Below are 14,544 nucleotides of genomic sequence, written 5' to 3'. Positions count from 1 at the left end.
AAGTAGGCACATTCAGATGAGCGACCGAGATGTCTCGCAGCAACACCATCCTGTCGTTGTTGCCCACCGGTCCGAACGCGCGGCCGATGTCCAGTTGCGCATCGCCGATGCGATCACCAAGTTCGCCGGCTCCATGGTTTTCGTCTATCTCCATGCGGTCGGGTTTCTGCTCTGGATGCTGTTCGTCGAGACCAATCCGTGGCCCACGCTGACGCTGATCGTATCCCTTGAGGCAATTTTCCTGTCAACCTTCGTCATGATCGGGCAAAATCGCCAGGCCGCCTTTCAGCAGGCCAAGGCCGATCACGACTTTGTCGAGCAAGAACTGGAGCTGAAGACCAACACTGAACTGACCCGAGCAATTCACGTCATGACCACCGAGCTACACCGCCGCTTGGTAGCAGATCCTGACCAGCGCTAACCAGAACGCGCCAACCAGAACATCCCGGGTGAATGCAGGCCACGGAACACTTTCGTGGTAGCGCGATATCCGGTGCGGATCAGATGTCTGCCCGTGCTGTGTCGCCGGGTATGTTCCGACGGCGCAGCCACCGGACCAATTCGTCGGCTCCCCAGACAATGAAGGGGAACGGGACCACGACGGCCAGTTGTGAAAGACCGACCGACGCGGTGCCGAAGACGTGCTGGAGTGGCGGCGCATAGACGACGGTTGCCGTAAAGACCAGTTCGAAAGCGATGCCCCAGAGCAGAAGCGGATTGGACCGCAGACCGACGGTGAACAGCGAGGCGTGATCAGTGCGGGCGGCGAACGCTGTGCCGATCTGGCAGGCGACGATGCCGACGAAAGTGATAGTCGTGGCTTGCAGATAGGCGTGGTGCAAGGCCGCACCGCCCCCCGTGGGATCGCCGGGGTGCCAGCCCGCCCGCCAGAGGGTGACGAAGAAGCCGCCCATGACCAGGACCGCCGAGATGCTTCCGAGGAACGCCCAGGCGCGAACGAGCAGCGGACGGTCGATGACTCCGGCGGTACGGGAGCGGGGTGGTCGGTTCATCAGTCCGGGTTCGGCAGGCTCGCGTCCCAACGCCAGGGCGGGCAGCGTTTCCGTGCCGAGGTCGATAGCGAGAATCTGAAGAACTGTCAGGGGAAGCGGTATTGATCCGCCGGAGAGCGCGAACACGAGAAAGGGGATCACTTCGGGGACGGCGTGGGCGAAGATGTACAGGACGAACTTTCGGACGTTGTCGAACACCCTTCGCCCGGCGTCGACGGCGGACACGATGGTGGCGAAGTTGTCGTCGGTGAGCACCATGGTCGCCGCTTCGCGGGCGACGTCGGTGCCGGAGCGCCCCATGGCCACACCGATATCGGCATGCCGCAGTGCCGGGGCGTCGTTGACGCCGTCTCCGGTCATCGCCACCACTTCGCCGCGGGCACGCAAGGCTTCGCAGATGCGGAGTTTGGCCTCAGGAGACGTTCGGGCGAACACGATCTCGTCGTCACCTGAGATCAGGACGCCGAGGTCGGCGTCACTCATCCGGTCCAGCGTCGTGCCCGCGACGACCGGGCTGCCTTTGCCGCCGATTCCGACCTGGCGGGCGATTTCGGCGGCGGTCAGTCCGTAGTCGCCGGTGACGACATGGATCCGGATTCCTGCCCGGTGGGCCGCACTGACCGCTTTGGCGACACCCTTGCGGGGTGGGTCGGTCATCGCCACCAGACCGACCAGCGTCAGTCCGGCTTCCGACTCCTCTCTGCTGTCCGGAGCCGCCTCTCCCCGGGGCATGACGCGCCGGGCGACGGCAAGCACGCGCAGACCGGCAGCCGCGTAGCGGTCGGTGGCGGTGCGTAGGTCGTGTTGTGCATTCTCATCCAGCTGCTGTCTGTGGCCACGGGCGTCCACGAGGCCTGTACAGAAGGGCAGCACGGTTTCGAGCGCACCCTTGGTGTGCACCACGATGTCGCCGGCGGTTTCGTCCACGGTCGACATGCGCTTGAGGTGGGCGTCGAAGTGGAAGACGGCCCGGCGTGCGGCTGTGCGCTCGGAGCTGGTCACCGCTACGCCGATCTCCGACGCCAGCCGCAGGAGGGCGAGTTCCGTGGGATCACCGCTGCCGCCGGGTTGGCTGTCGGTCGGTGCTTCGGCGGTCGTACACGCGGCGGCGCTCGCTGCCAGCAGTTCGGCACGGGGATCGCCTTTTACCTGGGCGGTGTCCACTTCGCCGCCGGGCAGCCACATCCGGGTGACCCGCATCCGGTTCTCGGTGAGCGTGCCGGTCTTGTCCGTGCAGATGACCGTCGTCGAGCCGAGGGTCTCCACGGCCGAGAGGCGTTTGACGACGGCTCCTCCGCGGGCGAGTTCGCGTACTCCGCCGGCCAGGGCCAGGGTGATCGTGGGCAGAAGACCTTCGGGTACGTTGGCGACGATCAGACCGATCGAGAAGCTGATCGCCGCACTCCAGCCCAGTCCGGCCGCGACACCCACGGGCAGGAACGCCGCGCCGATGACCACCGCGACGACTGCGATGATCCAGGTCGCCCGTCTGACCTGCTGCTCCAGCGGGCTGCGCTCCGCAGTCGCGCGCTGGGAGAGGGTCGCGATGCGGCCCAGCTCGGTATGCATCCCGGTTCGCGTGACGACGGCCTCGGCCTCGCCGCCGCTGCACGTCGTGCCGCTGAAGACGAGTTCCTGGGCTTCCAGCAGAGCCCCTGTGACTGTCCCCGGGTCGGAGGAGCGGCTGACCGGCAGCGACTCACCGGTCAGCGAGGACAGGTTCAGCAGAACTGTCCCGTCAACGATGCGCGCGTCGGCGCAGACTCGGTCCCCTTCGGCGATGACCAGGAGGTCGCCGGGCACGAGGTCGCGGGCCGCGATCTCACACCGGGTCCCGTCCCTGACCACACGGGCGGTGGCGGGCAGGAACGCGGCCAGCGCCTCGACGGCACGTTCCGCCTGCATCTCCTGCACGAAAGCGAATCCGGCGTTGAGCAGGATCACTGCCACCACAGCGATCGACAACGCCGGCGTGCCGCCCGCCCAGGCCAGAACGGCTGCCAGAGCGAGCAGGATCGCCAGTGGCTGCGTGAACTGGGTCAGCAGTTCACGGGGCCAGCGACGACCGCCACGGCGCGTCAACTCGTTCGGTCCGTAGATCAGTTGACGCCGAGCCGCTTCCTTGCTCGCCAGCCCCTGCCGGGAGGTCCGCAAGTCGCGGAAGAGCTCGGCCGGCTGTTGTCGCTCGTCTGCGTCCTCCGCGTTGTCCGCATCAGGTGCGGCAGCGGCGTCTGGCTTGTGGATGCCGCGTGACAGCACCATGAGGTGTCCTCCTGAGTGTTGAACGGATCCACGTACTCGGCGAAGTCACCCGGCTACTGGGGCGTCGCCCGCGTCCGATCGCGGAACGACGACGACGGGACAGGGCGCGTGCTGGACGCAGTGCTGGCTGACGGAACCGAGCAAGACACCGGCGAAGGCGCCGTGTCCCCGGGTTCCGACCACCAGCAGCCGGGCGTCGCGCGAAGCTTCCATGAGCACCTGAGCCGGGTGTCCCTCGATCACCCGGGTCGTCACCGCAGTCGTCGTGCTGACCTGGTCCTTCACGCGCACAACGGCTTCTTCCAGCACTTTCTCGGCGGACGCTGAGAAGTCTCCACCGTCCGGCACGGACGGCAAGTACCCCCAGGAGTAGCCGTACATGTCGGGGTACTGCCAAGCGGCTACGGCCTCGACCGACGCGTTCATCTGCCGGGCATGCGCCAACGCCCAGCGCAGTGCGGCCTCGGAACCCGCGGAACCGTCCACTCCCACGACGATCCGGCCGGTCTGGTCTACGAGTTGATCCACCATCGGAACTCCTACTGATCGATTGCGATCGGGCCTCACGTACGAATCGTGCGGATCATGCGCGCCTGGTCGGCTCGGCGGTCAGCGCCCGGCCGGCGTTCCGGCTCGGATCCCTTGCGCCCTTCTGGGTACGGGTGGTTCGGGGACCCGCATCTTCCGGCAACCACGGAGACCGAGTGCGCCCACGGTCTGTGTGCCCTCTGCCGCTGGGGCACCAGGGCGCCGGCGGTCGATCACACCGACGCGCCGGCACCGTTCAGCACGGGTGCGGGGGCGGGCTTCGCAGCGCCGATCGGCGACGCGGGGATCGCAGCGGCGGCGGTCTCACGGGCGAGGAAGGAGCCGAGTTCGCCGATGGTGCTCATCAGCGGGGCAGGGAAGACGACGGTCGTGTTCTTGTCGACGCCTATCTCGACCAGGCTCTGCAGGTTGCGGAGCTGGAGCGCGAGCGGGTGCTCCATCATGATGTCCGAGGCATCGCCAAGAGCGGCGGCTGCCATCGATTCACCTTCGGCATTGATGATCTTCGCTCGCTTCTCCCGCTCAGCTTCCGCCTGACGGGCCATGGCCCGCTTCATGCTGTCCGGTAGTTGTATGTCCTTGAGCTCGACCAGGGTGACCTCAACGCCCCATTCGGTGGTCGTCACGTCGAGTATCTCGCGTATGCCCAGATTGATCCGGTCCGTCTCCGACAGCGTCTCGTCGAGCGTGTGCTGGCCGACGACCTTGCGCAGAGTCGTCTGCGCTATCTGGTCGATCGCCGTGTGCACGTTCTCGATCGCGATCACCGATTTCACGGCGTCGACCACCCGGAAGTAGGCGACGGCCGACACGTCGACGCTCACGTTGTCCCGCGTGATGATGCCCTGGGACTGAATGGGCATGGTGACGATCCGCAGCGACACCCGGCGAAGGACATCGACGAACGGAACGATGAGCCGCAGTCCTGGCGAACGCGTCCCCACCAGTCTGCCGAACCTGAACAGCACACCCTTCTCGTACTGCTTGACCACCTTGACCGCCATCGCGAGAGCCACGATGCCCACGATGACCGCGATGACCAGAAGGAAAATCAGAACTGCCATGGTGTTGCTCCTCAGAAGAGGTGGTCGCACACTCCGTGCGCAATATCCCGTGATCGTCTTGTCTGCGACGGCTCGGCATCCGGTGGACGTTCAAGCGACCGCCCCGCGACGAGTTCGCACGCGATCCTGATATATGTCTCCCCCGCGGGGTTCGCCCAGGATTGCGTGTCCAGCGCGCGCAGCCTCCTGCATTCACCCGGGTCCCTCACCAGCCCGGCCCGACCAGTGACGACCACACTCCATCCACTTCGGGCGTCTTCATCAAAGCAATCCGCCTCAAAGGCGACTACTGCGTTGTCTACTTCGACGACCACGGGAGAAGCCTTGGAGGTACGGACGACAATCGCGGAATCGTGGTCCAGGACATACCTGACGGGCAGGACCGCGGGCAGGGCGTGGCGCGTGAAGATCATGCGCCCGATAGAGGCCGTCGCCAGCAGTCTCAGGCACTCTTGATCACCCAGCTCGCGGAATCCGTCGTGGTAGTCCATACATCCATCCTCGCCACGTCAAGTCGTCTCCCGGTAGGGCCGCTTGGTCCCCCCGTCGCAGGCCTGGCGGCCCCGCTCACGCGGGCCGCACTCCTCCTGCGGAGTGGTCGCTAATCCGTTTCAGCGAGTCGATCGGCTCTAGCCGTCGGATCGGTTGTCGCACCATCGTGGAGACATGAACATCCAAGAGACCAACGTGCCGGAGTTTGCCGGAGCACGGCCGATTGTCGTGGGGGTGAACGGATCCCGCGCGTCTCTCGCTGCCCTGCAATGGGCCGTGGTCGAGGCGGCGAAGCTCAATGTGCCTCTCGTGATGGTTCACGCCTGGGAGCCGTCGGGACGTCTCCGCGCGCCGTACGCAAGTGTGACCGAGCGTCGTACGCCGGCCGAGGATCGGGCCACCGGGCAGCGGCTGGTCCAGGCCGCCGTATCGGCTGTCCTGACGGCCCATCCGGGCGCCGATGTGCGGGCGGCGCTGACCGAGGGGCCGCCGGTCCCGGTACTTCTGCGCTACACCGACGACGCCCTGCTGCTGGCACTCGGGCAGAGCCTCTACCAGGACGGATCGCCGACCGTGCTCGGTCCTGTGACCCGCGCGTGCGTCAGCGAGTCTCGTTGCCCCGTCGTGACTGTCCCGGATTTCCCTGTGACAGCGCACGACGGTGAACTCCCGGCCGCGGCGCCCCTGGAGGCGGCCTTCGTCGGCTGACTGGTTGTCCTCGCGGGTCCGTCGCCGCCGCCGAGCCCGGTGGCTCGCTGAAGGCGGTCTCAGTCGTGCGGGACGACGGCGATGGGGGCCCTCGCGTGGTGGATCGCCGCGTGGGTCACGGAGCCGATGTGCGAGCCGATCGACGAACTGCGAATGCGGCGGCCGACGACCAGCAGCGAAGCGTCGGACGCCGCCTCGACCAGCACCGGGGCCGGGCTGCCCATCCGGACGTCGGCGATCACCTCGGCGTCGGGGAACTTCTCCCGCCACGGCAACAGCGTCTGCGTCAACGCGTCTGCCGCGTCCGCCGCCAGTTCGGCACCTAGGTCCGCAGGCACACCCACCGGTGCGTAGCCGTATATCGCCGGCAGGTACCAGCTGTGGACGACACGCAGGGTGGCCGTGCGACGGGACGCGGCGTCCAAGGCGAAGGCGATCACCGCGTCAGCGGGGCGCTCCAGGTCGAGCCCGAGCACGACGTCCCGGCTGTCGGAAGGCTTCGACGGTCGAGCGCCTTCGGCGTGCCGCTGCTCGTCTTCCGCCGGCTCGCCGCCGCGCAGGAGCACCACCGGCCGTGACGCGGTGGCAACGACCTCAAGCGCCACCGAGCCGATCAGGAAGCCGGCCAGCGCGCCCAAGCCGCGCGATCCGAGCACCAGAAGTTCGGCCTCCGCGCCGGCCGCCAACAGGGTGGGGACCGCCGGGCCGTCGACCTGGTCCGCGGTGATCGGCAGCTGCGGATAGCGGCGGCGTAGTGCGGCCGATGCCTCGCGAGGTATCCGCTCGGCCCAGTGGCGCGTCTCATCGGCGCCCGCCAGTGATCCTCTTGTGTCGTAGTTGTAGGGCTGCCATTCCCAAGCATGGATCAGGCGGAGTGGCAGCCCGCGGCTGATGGCCTCGCGAGCTGCCCAGTCGGCTGCGGACAGGCTTTCGGGTGAACCATCCAGACCTGCGACAACGCTACGCATCATGGCTTCGGCCTCCTTCAGGCGTTTGGCCGCCAGCCTCGCGGCTGCCGCCGCGCGGGAGCAGGGGCCGCGGGTCCTTCTTCGGGGGCCGACCGGCCCCGCGCCCCGTGCCGGAAGGTCAGATCGCCGGCAGACCGTGCTCGCGGAACTGGCCGCGTACTCGTTCGATGAGCGCGGGGTCGGGTACGGGGGTGTCGCGGAGGGGGAACGAGAGGCCGAGGGCCTCGTACTTGATGGTGCCGAGTTTGTGGAACGGCAGGACGTCAACGCATTCGACGTTGCCGAGCCCGGCGGCGAAGGCGGCCAGACCGTCGATCGCGCGCCGGTCGTCTGTCCAGCCTGGGACGAGGACGTAGCGGATCCGGGCCGGGACACCGAGCTTGTTGAGGCGGGTGGCGAAGGTGAGTGTGGGGGCCAGGCAACCGCCGGTGAGCCTGCGGTAGGTCGGAATGTCGAAGGCTTTGATGTCGAGCAGGACCAGGTCGGTGTCGGCGAGCAGGTCGTCGGTCGCGCGGGCGCCGAGGGAGCCGGAGGTGTCCAGCGCGGTGTGCAGGCCCAGTTCGCGGCAGCGGTGGAACACCTCGGCGGTGAAGGCTGACTGGAGCAGCGGCTCGCCGCCGCTGAGGGTGACTCCGCCACCGGCGGTCGTCAGGAAGTCCCGGTACTTCGTGATCTCTGCCATGACCTCGTCCACCGTGGCGCGCCGGCCTTCGCGCATGTGCCATGTGTCGGGGTTCTGGCAGTACAGGCAGCGCAGAGGGCAACCGCTGAGGAAGAGTACGAACCGGGTGCCGGGGCCGTCCACGCCGGTCGACACGTCCCATGAGTGGATCCGCCCGCCGATCCCGGTACGGACGGCCCGAGTTCCGGGGCCGGTGCTCATCGGGCGCCGTGGAAGGTGCGGCTGAGGACGTCGTATTGCTGCTCGCGGGTGAGGCGGACGAAGTTCACGGCGTATCCGGAGACCCGGATGGTCAGGTCCGGATACTTCTCGGGGTGCTCCATGGCGTCTTCGAGGGTGACCCGGTCCAGGACGTTGACATTGAGGTGGAAGCCGCCGGCAGCCGTGAATCCGTCGAGGATGCCCACCAGGTTCCCCGCGCGTTCGGCGGGGTCGTGGCCCAGTCCCTCCGGGGTGATGGTGGACGTCAGGGAGATCCCGTCACGAGCCTTGTCGTACGGGATCTTGGCGACCGACATCGCGGAGGCGATCACCCCGTGGAGGTCCCGCCCGTTCATCGGGTTGGCGCCCGGGGCGAAGGGTGCACCTGCGGGGCGCCCGTCGGGAGTGTTGCCGGTGTGCGCGCCGTAGACGACGTTGGAGGTGATGGTGAGCACCGATTGGGTGTGCTCGGCGCCGCGGTACGTCGGGTGGCGGGAGATCTTGGCCATGAACGACTCGACCAGGCCCACTGCGAGGTCGTCCGCACGGTCGTCGTTGTTGCCGTACGCGGGCCAGTCGCCCGCGATCTCGTAGCGCACCGCCAGGCCGGTCGTGTCCCGGATCACCTTGACCCGGGCGTACTTGACGGCGGACAGGCTGTCGGCGGCGACGGACAGGCCGGCGATGCCGCAGGCCATGAAGCGGTGCACCGGGTAGTCGTGCAAAGCCATTTCCAGCCGCTCGTAGGCGTACTTGTCGTGCATGTAGTGGATGACGTTGAGCGCGTCGACGTAGGTGGCGGCCAGCCAGTCCAGTGTGCGGTCGTACGCGGCGGACAGCTCGTCGTAGTCGAGATACTCACCGGTGAGCGGCTGCGTCGGCGGGCTGATCTGCTCGCCGGTCCTCTCGTCGCGACCGCCGTTGATCGCGTAGAGCAGGGCCTTGGCGAGGTTGACCCGGGCCCCGAAGAACTGCATCTGCTTTCCCACCGCCATGGCGGATACGCAACAGGCGATGGCGGTGTCGTCGCCGGTACGCGGCCGCATCAGGTCGTCGGACTCGTACTGGATGGCGCTGGTATCGATGGAGACCTGGGCGCAGAACCGCTTGAAGCCCTCCGGGAGCCATGGTGACCAGAGCACGGTCAGGTTGGGTTCAGGCGCGGGGCCGAGGTTGTAGAGGGTCTGCAGGATGCGGAAGGAGGTACGGGTGACCAGGGTACGGCCGTCGGTCCCCATTCCGCCGACGGCCTCGGTGACCCAGGTCGGGTCACCTGAGAAGAGCGCGTCGTACTCGGGTGTGCGCAGGAAGCGGACGATCCGCAGCTTGATGACGAAGTCGTCGATCAGCTCCTGCGCACCCGTCTCGTCGATGTTGCCGGCGTCGAGGTCCCGCTGGAGGTAGACGTCCAGGAAGGTGGAGGTCCGGCCCAGTGACATCGCCGCGCCGTTCTGCTCCTTCACCGCGGCGAGGTAGCCGAGGTAGAGCCACTGGATGGCCTCGCGGCCGGTGGCTGCGGGGCGGGTAACGTCGCAGCCGTAAGCAGCGGCCATCTGGTCCAGCTCGCCCAGCGCCCGGATCTGCTCGGCCAGTTCCTCGCGGTCGCGGATGACGTCGGCTGTGGACGGTCGCTCGTCGAGCAGGGCACGCTCGGCCCGCTTGACCTCGACCAGGCGGGCGGTGCCGTAGAGGGCGACGCGGCGGTAGTCGCCGATGATCCGGCCGCGGCCGTAGGCATCGGGCAGGCCGGTGATGAGGCCCGCTTTGCGGGCGCGGCGCATCTCGGGCGTATAGGCGTCGAAGACCCCGTCGTTGTGCGTCTTGCGGTAGGTGCCGAACACCTTGGTCACGAACGGGTCGGGCTCGTAGCCGTACGCGCGCAGGCTGTTCTCGACCATGCGCAGACCGCCGTTCGGCATGATCGCGCGCTTGAGCGGGGCGTCGGTCTGCAGGCCGACGATCAGTTCGCGGTCGCGGTCGATGTATCCGGGGGCGTGCGAGGTGATGGTCGAGGGGGTGGCCGCATCGACGTCGAGGATGCCCCGGGCACGCTCCTCCGGGTAGAGGGCCGAGACCCCTGCCCACACCGCGAGGGTACGGTCGGTCGGGCCGCTCAGGAACGCGGGGCCGCCCTCGTACGGCGTGTAGTTGGCCTGGATGAAGTCGCGGACGTCGACGCGGTCGCGCCAAAGCTGCCCTCGCCATGTCGCGGTCCACGGCTCGGTGCGGGATTCGGGTGTCACAGTCATCGCAGTCGTCCATTTCACGTTGCCCGTCACTGCTGTGCCGATCCTGGTCGCGATGGGCGGGCGACGGCAGGGCCGCCGGGTGCCGAACCGGTGGGCCGGTCGGACCCCGTGTCCCGTCTGCCGGGCGTAGCCGTCCGCGTACCCCTTGGGTCCCGGGGTGCTGCCCCGATCGGCCCTTATGCCGGATGGGGGCGATGACGGACAGTGCGGGAAAGGTCCCGCACGCCGGCAGGAAGGCAGCATCATGAGGTACCGCACCGTGGGCGACTTGATGACCGTTTCAGTGGCACGGGCACGCGTCGACACGCCCTTCAAGGAGATCGTCAAGCTGCTGGGTGAGTACGACATCAGCGCGGTGCCCGTCGTGGACGGCACCGATCACCCGGTGGGCGTGGTGTCCGAAGCGGACCTGTTGCGCGCCGAGGCCGGCCGACCGGATCCGGTCGGGTCGCTGTCCGTTCGCCCAACCTCCGGCGACCGTGCCGCGGCGACCACTGCGGGCCGCCTGATGACCAGCCCCGCAGTCGTGGCCGAGCGCCACTGGACGGTCGTCCGGACGGCGCGGGTCATGGACAGCCGCAAGGTCAAGCGCCTACCGGTCGTGGACGAGGCCGGCCGGCTGGTCGGCATAGTCAGCCGAGCTGATCTGCTGCGGGTTTTCCTGCGTCATGACCACGCGATCCGCGAGGAGATCAGCGGGGACGTCCTCGACCGCACCTTGGGGATCACCCCCACCGACGTGGCCGTCCGTGTCGTCGACGGGCGGGTGACCCTGGTCGGCGTCGTCCAGAGCCGCAGCCAGATCCCCTTCGTGATCCGGCTCTGCGAGAGCGTCGACGGTGTCGTCGAAGTGACAGGTGAACTCAGATTTCGCACCGACGACGTGCTCACATCGGCCACCGCTCACGGACCCGCCAGTCATGTCGAACAGTCACCGTGACACCGCGGCGGAAACCGTAGCGACCAGGCCCGCTTTGCTCATGAACCTGGAACGGAACGAACTGCCATGGAAGTGCTGACATTGCAGGGCGAGATCGACCTGTTCACCGCACCGGAAGTGTCCGCTCAACTCGACGCGGCAACCGCCCGTCCGCGCACCGAGTTGGTCGTGGACCTGCGCCCGGTGACATTCATGGACTGCAGCGGGCTGTCGGTGCTGTGCCGCGCGCGCAAGCGTCTCCTGCGCGGCGGTGGCGGTATCCGGCTCGTCGTGAACGACTCCGCCGTGCTGCGGCTGCTGCGCCTGACCGGACTGGCCGAGGTCTTCGACACGGTCGCGGACCTGCCGCACGAAGTCCCTGCCCTGATCGGATGACGCGGGAAACGTGCCGGCGATCAGGCGTACCGCACGCATAGGGGGACAGGTTCACAAGGTGGTGCTTCGGCACCGGTGGAGGACCGTTGAGCGAGAACAGCACGGAGACCGGCGGACAACTGCCCAGATCACGGCCGGGCGAACTCCTCGAAGAGCCTCAGCTTCGGGTCGACACGGTGCGCGGGACGCGCGACCGGGTGCACAGCTTGCTGGAGGCAGTGCTGTCGGTCGGGCGGGAACTGGATCTGCCCCACGTGCTCAGACGGATCGTGGAGACCGCCGTCGTCCTGGTCGATGCGGAGTACGGTGCGCTGGGTGTGATCGGCGACGACGCCCAACTGTCCGAGTTCCTGACTGTCGGAGTCTCCGACGAACAGGCGCTGAGGATCGGACCGCTTCCCTCGGGACACGGAATCCTGGGAGAGCTGATCCGCCACCCGGAAACCCTGCGCCTGCCAGAGCTTTCCGCGCACCCGGCGTCATACGGACTCCCGGAGAACCATCCGCCGATGCGTACGTTCCTCGGCGTCCCGATCCGGGTACGGGACATGGCTTTCGGCAACATCTACCTGACCGAAAAACGGGGCGGCCGCGAATTCGACGCCGAGGACGAGAGTCTGCTGACCACCCTGGCTGTCGCGGCCGGAATCGCCATCGAGAACGCCCGACTGTACAAAAAGGCCCGTGAAAGCCGGCGGTGGATGGAGGCGAACGCCGAGGTCGTCAGCGAGCTGCTGTCAGGCGCCGACGAAACACCGGTACTGGAACTGATCGTCGACCACGGCCGCCGCATCCTCCACGCGGACCTGGGCGTCGTCGCGCTCCCCGTACCGGGCGGCACAGACCTGCAAGTGATGATCGCGATGGGCGTCGACGCCGAGAACCATCGGGGGCTGGTACTACCGGGCGAGGGCTCCTTCATGGGGACCGCGATGTCCGTCGGCCGACCGATCACCACGACACACATCACCACAGATCCCAGGGTCACCGTGGGCCCCCCGCGCTGGCAAGGGCTCGGGCCGGTGGTGGCGGTGCCCATGGTGGCCGGCGAAAAGGCACGCGGCGTGCTGATGCTCGCACGCAAGGAGGGCTCAGCCGAATTCACCGAAGGCGAGGCGTCGCCGCTGCTCAGCTTCGCCGGCCACGCTGCGCTGGCACTCGAACTTGCCGAACGACGCCGCGGAGCAGAACAGTTGGCGCTGCTGGAGGACCGCGACCGGATCGCCCGCGACCTTCACGATCTTGCCATCCAGAGGCTGTTCGCGACGGGGATGACGCTCCAGAGCGCCGCGCGGTTCGTCCAGCACCCCGAGGCGAGCGAGCGGCTGGCGCGGGCTGTGGACGATCTGGACGAGACCATCAAGATCATACGATCGACCATCTTCGGACTGCGGGTCCACGAATCCGGCCGAGCCTCCCAAAGCCTGCGGGTACGGGTGTCGGCGGCGGTGGCGCAGGCCGCCCGTACGCTCGGCTTCACCCCGGCGCTCAGCATGGAAGGGCTCATCGACACCGACGTGCCCTCGGCAGTCGCGGACGACGCCATCGCCGTCCTGGCCGAAACTCTTTCCAACGTCTCACGCCACGCGAGGGCCACGACTGCCGGTGTTTCGTTCGCCGTCAGATCCGGGACCCTGACCATCACCGTTGTCGACAACGGAGTCGGCGTGGCCGCCGGCAGCAGGCGAAGCGGCCTCGACAACCTCGCGGTACGGGCCGAGCGCCACGACGGCACCATGGACATTCGAACCGGCACCCAGGGCGGTGCGCGCCTGGTCTGGTGCGTTCCAGTGGCAGCAGACCACGCCGGACCCGCCTGAAGCCTGTTTCAGACGGTTGTGTCCGTGCCCGTCGGGACGAGATTGTGGCCGGTCAGGTCCTACGGCCATCGCATCCGCGCTGTTGCCCGGCGCTGGGCGCGGCGGCCCGCGGAGACGACGAGTTTGGTGTCGGCGTCGATGATGACCTGCACCTTCGCCGAGAACCGGTAGCTGCGCGACGAGGCACCGACCTTCCGGTCCCGTACCGGGATCAAGGTGCCGTCCACGGTCCACAACCGGTCGACCGCGTCGGCCGGGCGGGCGGCCGGCTCGACCGCAAGCAGTGGCCGCAGCTGCTGGTTCACCCCGCACACGGTCGTCGGCGAGCAGCCGAACAACGGCGCGAACTGGCGCATCGTGAGGTTCGTGCCGAAATACACGGCCACCAGCCACACCCGGTCCGCCAGGGGATCTCTCAGGCCTCGGAAGCCGCGCCCGTCGATACAGCCTCCTCGGTCAGCAGTCGGCGAATGTTCCGGGCCACAGTCTCGGCCTGAACAAAGGCTCGCGGACGGGCCGACGCAGCAGGGCCGACGACGGGGCCGAGGGCGAAGACCTCGCGCATGGTCGTCGACCGGAACGTCTGCGGGTCGACAGAGAGAAAACGGTGCCCGTCGGCGAGGCCGGACGGGAGCGGATGCAGGCCGGTCGCCACGACCAAGGCGTCGTAGCCGAGGGTGGTGCCGTCCGTGAGGCAGAGTTCCGCGCGATCGGTGTCCACCGAGGCGACCTCCACGTGACGGAAGCCGATGCCCTGCCGAAGCCGTAGATGCTCGGGCGGTTGCATAGCGTGCGGCCCGTAAAGGCCCAGCGCCACGAGGAGTTCGAGCTCCGGGTCGCGCGGGTCGATCCGATCGATCACGACGATGCGGAACTCACCGCCGTAGCAGAGTGCGCTCAGCCGGTTGGCCGCCAGAATACCCGCGGCGCCGCTACCGATGATCACAATGCGCTGGTGCGTTTTTTGTTCTGCGTACGGGTCCATGTGGTCTTCCACGAGGCTCACTCTCCGTGCGTCGGCGTGGCGCCTTTCACGGCGTCGCGCGATGAGGTTCCCGCCTGTCAGTACCGCGCCTGCCAGGCCGACCAGGCCGCGCTTCTTCAGGCTGCCGTGTGCGGCGGCCGATGCCGAGAGCCGAACGGCCCTGCCGCGAGGGCGGACCGGGCCGTAAACCAGACTCGGCCGGCCCTACCCGTTCACGGAGCCGGGCCCCAGGATCG

Annotated in this window: 13 protein-coding genes and 1 pseudogene; 5 read left to right on the top strand and 9 right to left on the bottom strand. The window is 67.9% G+C overall.

Features of this window, described 5'->3' with window-relative positions; translation table 11 throughout:
• The first annotated feature begins 16 nt into the window (after positions 1-16).
• Positions 17-421 (top strand): DUF1003 domain-containing protein, encoded by a 405-nt coding sequence (locus HY68_RS27910; protein WP_041993910.1) that lies wholly within the window; start codon positions 17-19, stop codon positions 419-421.
• A gap of 79 nt (positions 422-500) precedes the next feature.
• Here HY68_RS27910 and HY68_RS27905 read toward each other — a convergent pair whose 3' ends face one another.
• From HY68_RS27905 to HY68_RS27890, 4 genes are all read right to left on the bottom strand, one after another.
• Positions 501-3,275: a cation-transporting P-type ATPase gene (locus tag HY68_RS27905; protein WP_041993907.1), complete on the bottom strand. Its 2,775-nt coding sequence runs from the start codon at positions 3,273-3,275 to the stop codon at positions 501-503.
• 45 nt (positions 3,276-3,320) lie between these two features.
• The gene (locus tag HY68_RS27900; RefSeq protein WP_041993904.1) at positions 3,321-3,806 is read right to left on the bottom strand and encodes a universal stress protein; all 486 of its coding nucleotides are present in this window, start codon (positions 3,804-3,806) and stop codon (positions 3,321-3,323) included.
• Positions 3,807-4,036: 230 nt separating this feature from the next.
• Complete coding sequence (locus HY68_RS27895; protein ID WP_041993902.1) at positions 4,037-4,888, bottom strand: slipin family protein; 852 nt, start codon at positions 4,886-4,888, stop codon at positions 4,037-4,039.
• Between the two features lie 11 nt (positions 4,889-4,899).
• On the bottom strand, positions 4,900-5,379 hold the full coding sequence (locus HY68_RS27890; protein WP_063779680.1) for a pyridoxamine 5'-phosphate oxidase family protein: 480 nt from the start codon (positions 5,377-5,379) through the stop codon (positions 4,900-4,902).
• Between the two features lie 175 nt (positions 5,380-5,554).
• On the opposite strand from HY68_RS27890, the gene HY68_RS39680 reads away from it, so the two are divergent.
• Entirely contained in the window at positions 5,555-6,088 is a 534-nt protein-coding gene (locus HY68_RS39680) for a universal stress protein (RefSeq protein ID WP_078863822.1), read from the top strand.
• 59 nt (positions 6,089-6,147) lie between these two features.
• On the opposite strand, the gene HY68_RS27880 is transcribed toward HY68_RS39680, so the two are convergent.
• The 3 genes from HY68_RS27880 to pflB all read right to left on the bottom strand — a co-directional run bounded on the left by HY68_RS27880 (position 6,148) and on the right by pflB (position 10,188).
• Positions 6,148-7,059 carry a universal stress protein gene (locus HY68_RS27880; protein WP_041993900.1) on the bottom strand — a complete coding sequence of 304 codons (912 nt, stop codon included), beginning with the start codon at positions 7,057-7,059 and terminating at the stop codon, positions 6,148-6,150.
• Positions 7,060-7,174: 115 nt separating this feature from the next.
• Entirely contained in the window at positions 7,175-7,939 is a 765-nt protein-coding gene (gene pflA, locus HY68_RS27875; RefSeq protein ID WP_041993898.1) for a pyruvate formate-lyase-activating protein, read from the bottom strand.
• Positions 7,936-10,188: a formate C-acetyltransferase gene (gene pflB, locus HY68_RS27870; RefSeq protein WP_041993896.1), complete on the bottom strand. Its 2,253-nt coding sequence runs from the start codon at positions 10,186-10,188 to the stop codon at positions 7,936-7,938. Before pflB ends, pflA begins: the two co-directional genes overlap by 4 nt.
• A 244-nt stretch (positions 10,189-10,432) precedes the next feature.
• Here pflB and HY68_RS27865 point away from each other — a divergent pair, with 244 nt between their 5' ends.
• The 3 genes from HY68_RS27865 (at position 10,433) to HY68_RS27855 (ending at position 13,323) form a co-directional block, all read left to right on the top strand.
• A complete protein-coding gene (locus HY68_RS27865) occupies positions 10,433-11,128 on the top strand; it encodes a CBS domain-containing protein (RefSeq protein ID WP_041993894.1) in 696 nt (231 codons plus the stop codon).
• A 66-nt stretch (positions 11,129-11,194) separates the two neighbouring features.
• Positions 11,195-11,503 carry an STAS domain-containing protein gene (locus HY68_RS27860; protein ID WP_041993892.1) on the top strand — a complete coding sequence of 103 codons (309 nt, stop codon included), beginning with the start codon at positions 11,195-11,197 and terminating at the stop codon, positions 11,501-11,503.
• Positions 11,504-11,589: 86 nt separating this feature from the next.
• On the top strand, positions 11,590-13,323 hold the full coding sequence (locus tag HY68_RS27855; protein WP_041993890.1) for a GAF domain-containing protein: 1,734 nt from the start codon (positions 11,590-11,592) through the stop codon (positions 13,321-13,323).
• A 69-nt stretch (positions 13,324-13,392) separates the two neighbouring features.
• On the opposite strand, the pseudogene HY68_RS27850 reads toward HY68_RS27855, so the two are convergent.
• Both HY68_RS27850 and HY68_RS27845 read right to left on the bottom strand, forming a co-directional pair.
• A pseudogene (locus tag HY68_RS27850) lies at positions 13,393-13,733 on the bottom strand (transposase family protein); the annotation flags it as partial.
• Positions 13,734-13,738: 5 nt separating this feature from the next.
• A complete protein-coding gene (locus HY68_RS27845) occupies positions 13,739-14,320 on the bottom strand; it encodes an FAD-dependent oxidoreductase (protein WP_041993887.1) in 582 nt (193 codons plus the stop codon).
• Positions 14,321-14,544 lie beyond the last annotated feature (224 nt).

Source organism: Streptomyces sp. AcH 505, assembly GCF_000818175.1.
In the GTDB taxonomy this organism is placed as follows: domain Bacteria; phylum Actinomycetota; class Actinomycetes; order Streptomycetales; family Streptomycetaceae; genus Streptomyces.
Note: the sequence above shows the minus strand (reverse complement) of the source record. Positions and strands in the feature narration are given on the sequence as shown.

Bases quoted from the DNA above. Each gene is read 5' to 3' on its own strand.
- HY68_RS27910 (WP_041993910.1), top strand. From the start codon at position 17: ATGAGCGACCGAGATGTCTCGCAGCAACACCATCCTGTCGTTGTTGCC.
- HY68_RS27905 (WP_041993907.1), bottom strand. From the start codon at position 3,275: ATGGTGCTGTCACGCGGCATCCACAAGCCAGACGCCGCTGCCGCACCT.
- HY68_RS27900 (WP_041993904.1), bottom strand. From the start codon at position 3,806: ATGGTGGATCAACTCGTAGACCAGACCGGCCGGATCGTCGTGGGAGTG.
- HY68_RS27895 (WP_041993902.1), bottom strand. From the start codon at position 4,888: ATGGCAGTTCTGATTTTCCTTCTGGTCATCGCGGTCATCGTGGGCATC.
- HY68_RS27890 (WP_063779680.1), bottom strand. From the start codon at position 5,379: ATGGACTACCACGACGGATTCCGCGAGCTGGGTGATCAAGAGTGCCTG.
- HY68_RS39680 (WP_078863822.1), top strand. From the start codon at position 5,555: ATGAACATCCAAGAGACCAACGTGCCGGAGTTTGCCGGAGCACGGCCG.
- HY68_RS27880 (WP_041993900.1), bottom strand. From the start codon at position 7,059: ATGATGCGTAGCGTTGTCGCAGGTCTGGATGGTTCACCCGAAAGCCTG.
- pflA (WP_041993898.1), bottom strand. From the start codon at position 7,939: ATGAGCACCGGCCCCGGAACTCGGGCCGTCCGTACCGGGATCGGCGGG.
- pflB (WP_041993896.1), bottom strand. From the start codon at position 10,188: ATGACTGTGACACCCGAATCCCGCACCGAGCCGTGGACCGCGACATGG.
- HY68_RS27865 (WP_041993894.1), top strand. From the start codon at position 10,433: ATGAGGTACCGCACCGTGGGCGACTTGATGACCGTTTCAGTGGCACGG.
- HY68_RS27860 (WP_041993892.1), top strand. From the start codon at position 11,195: ATGGAAGTGCTGACATTGCAGGGCGAGATCGACCTGTTCACCGCACCG.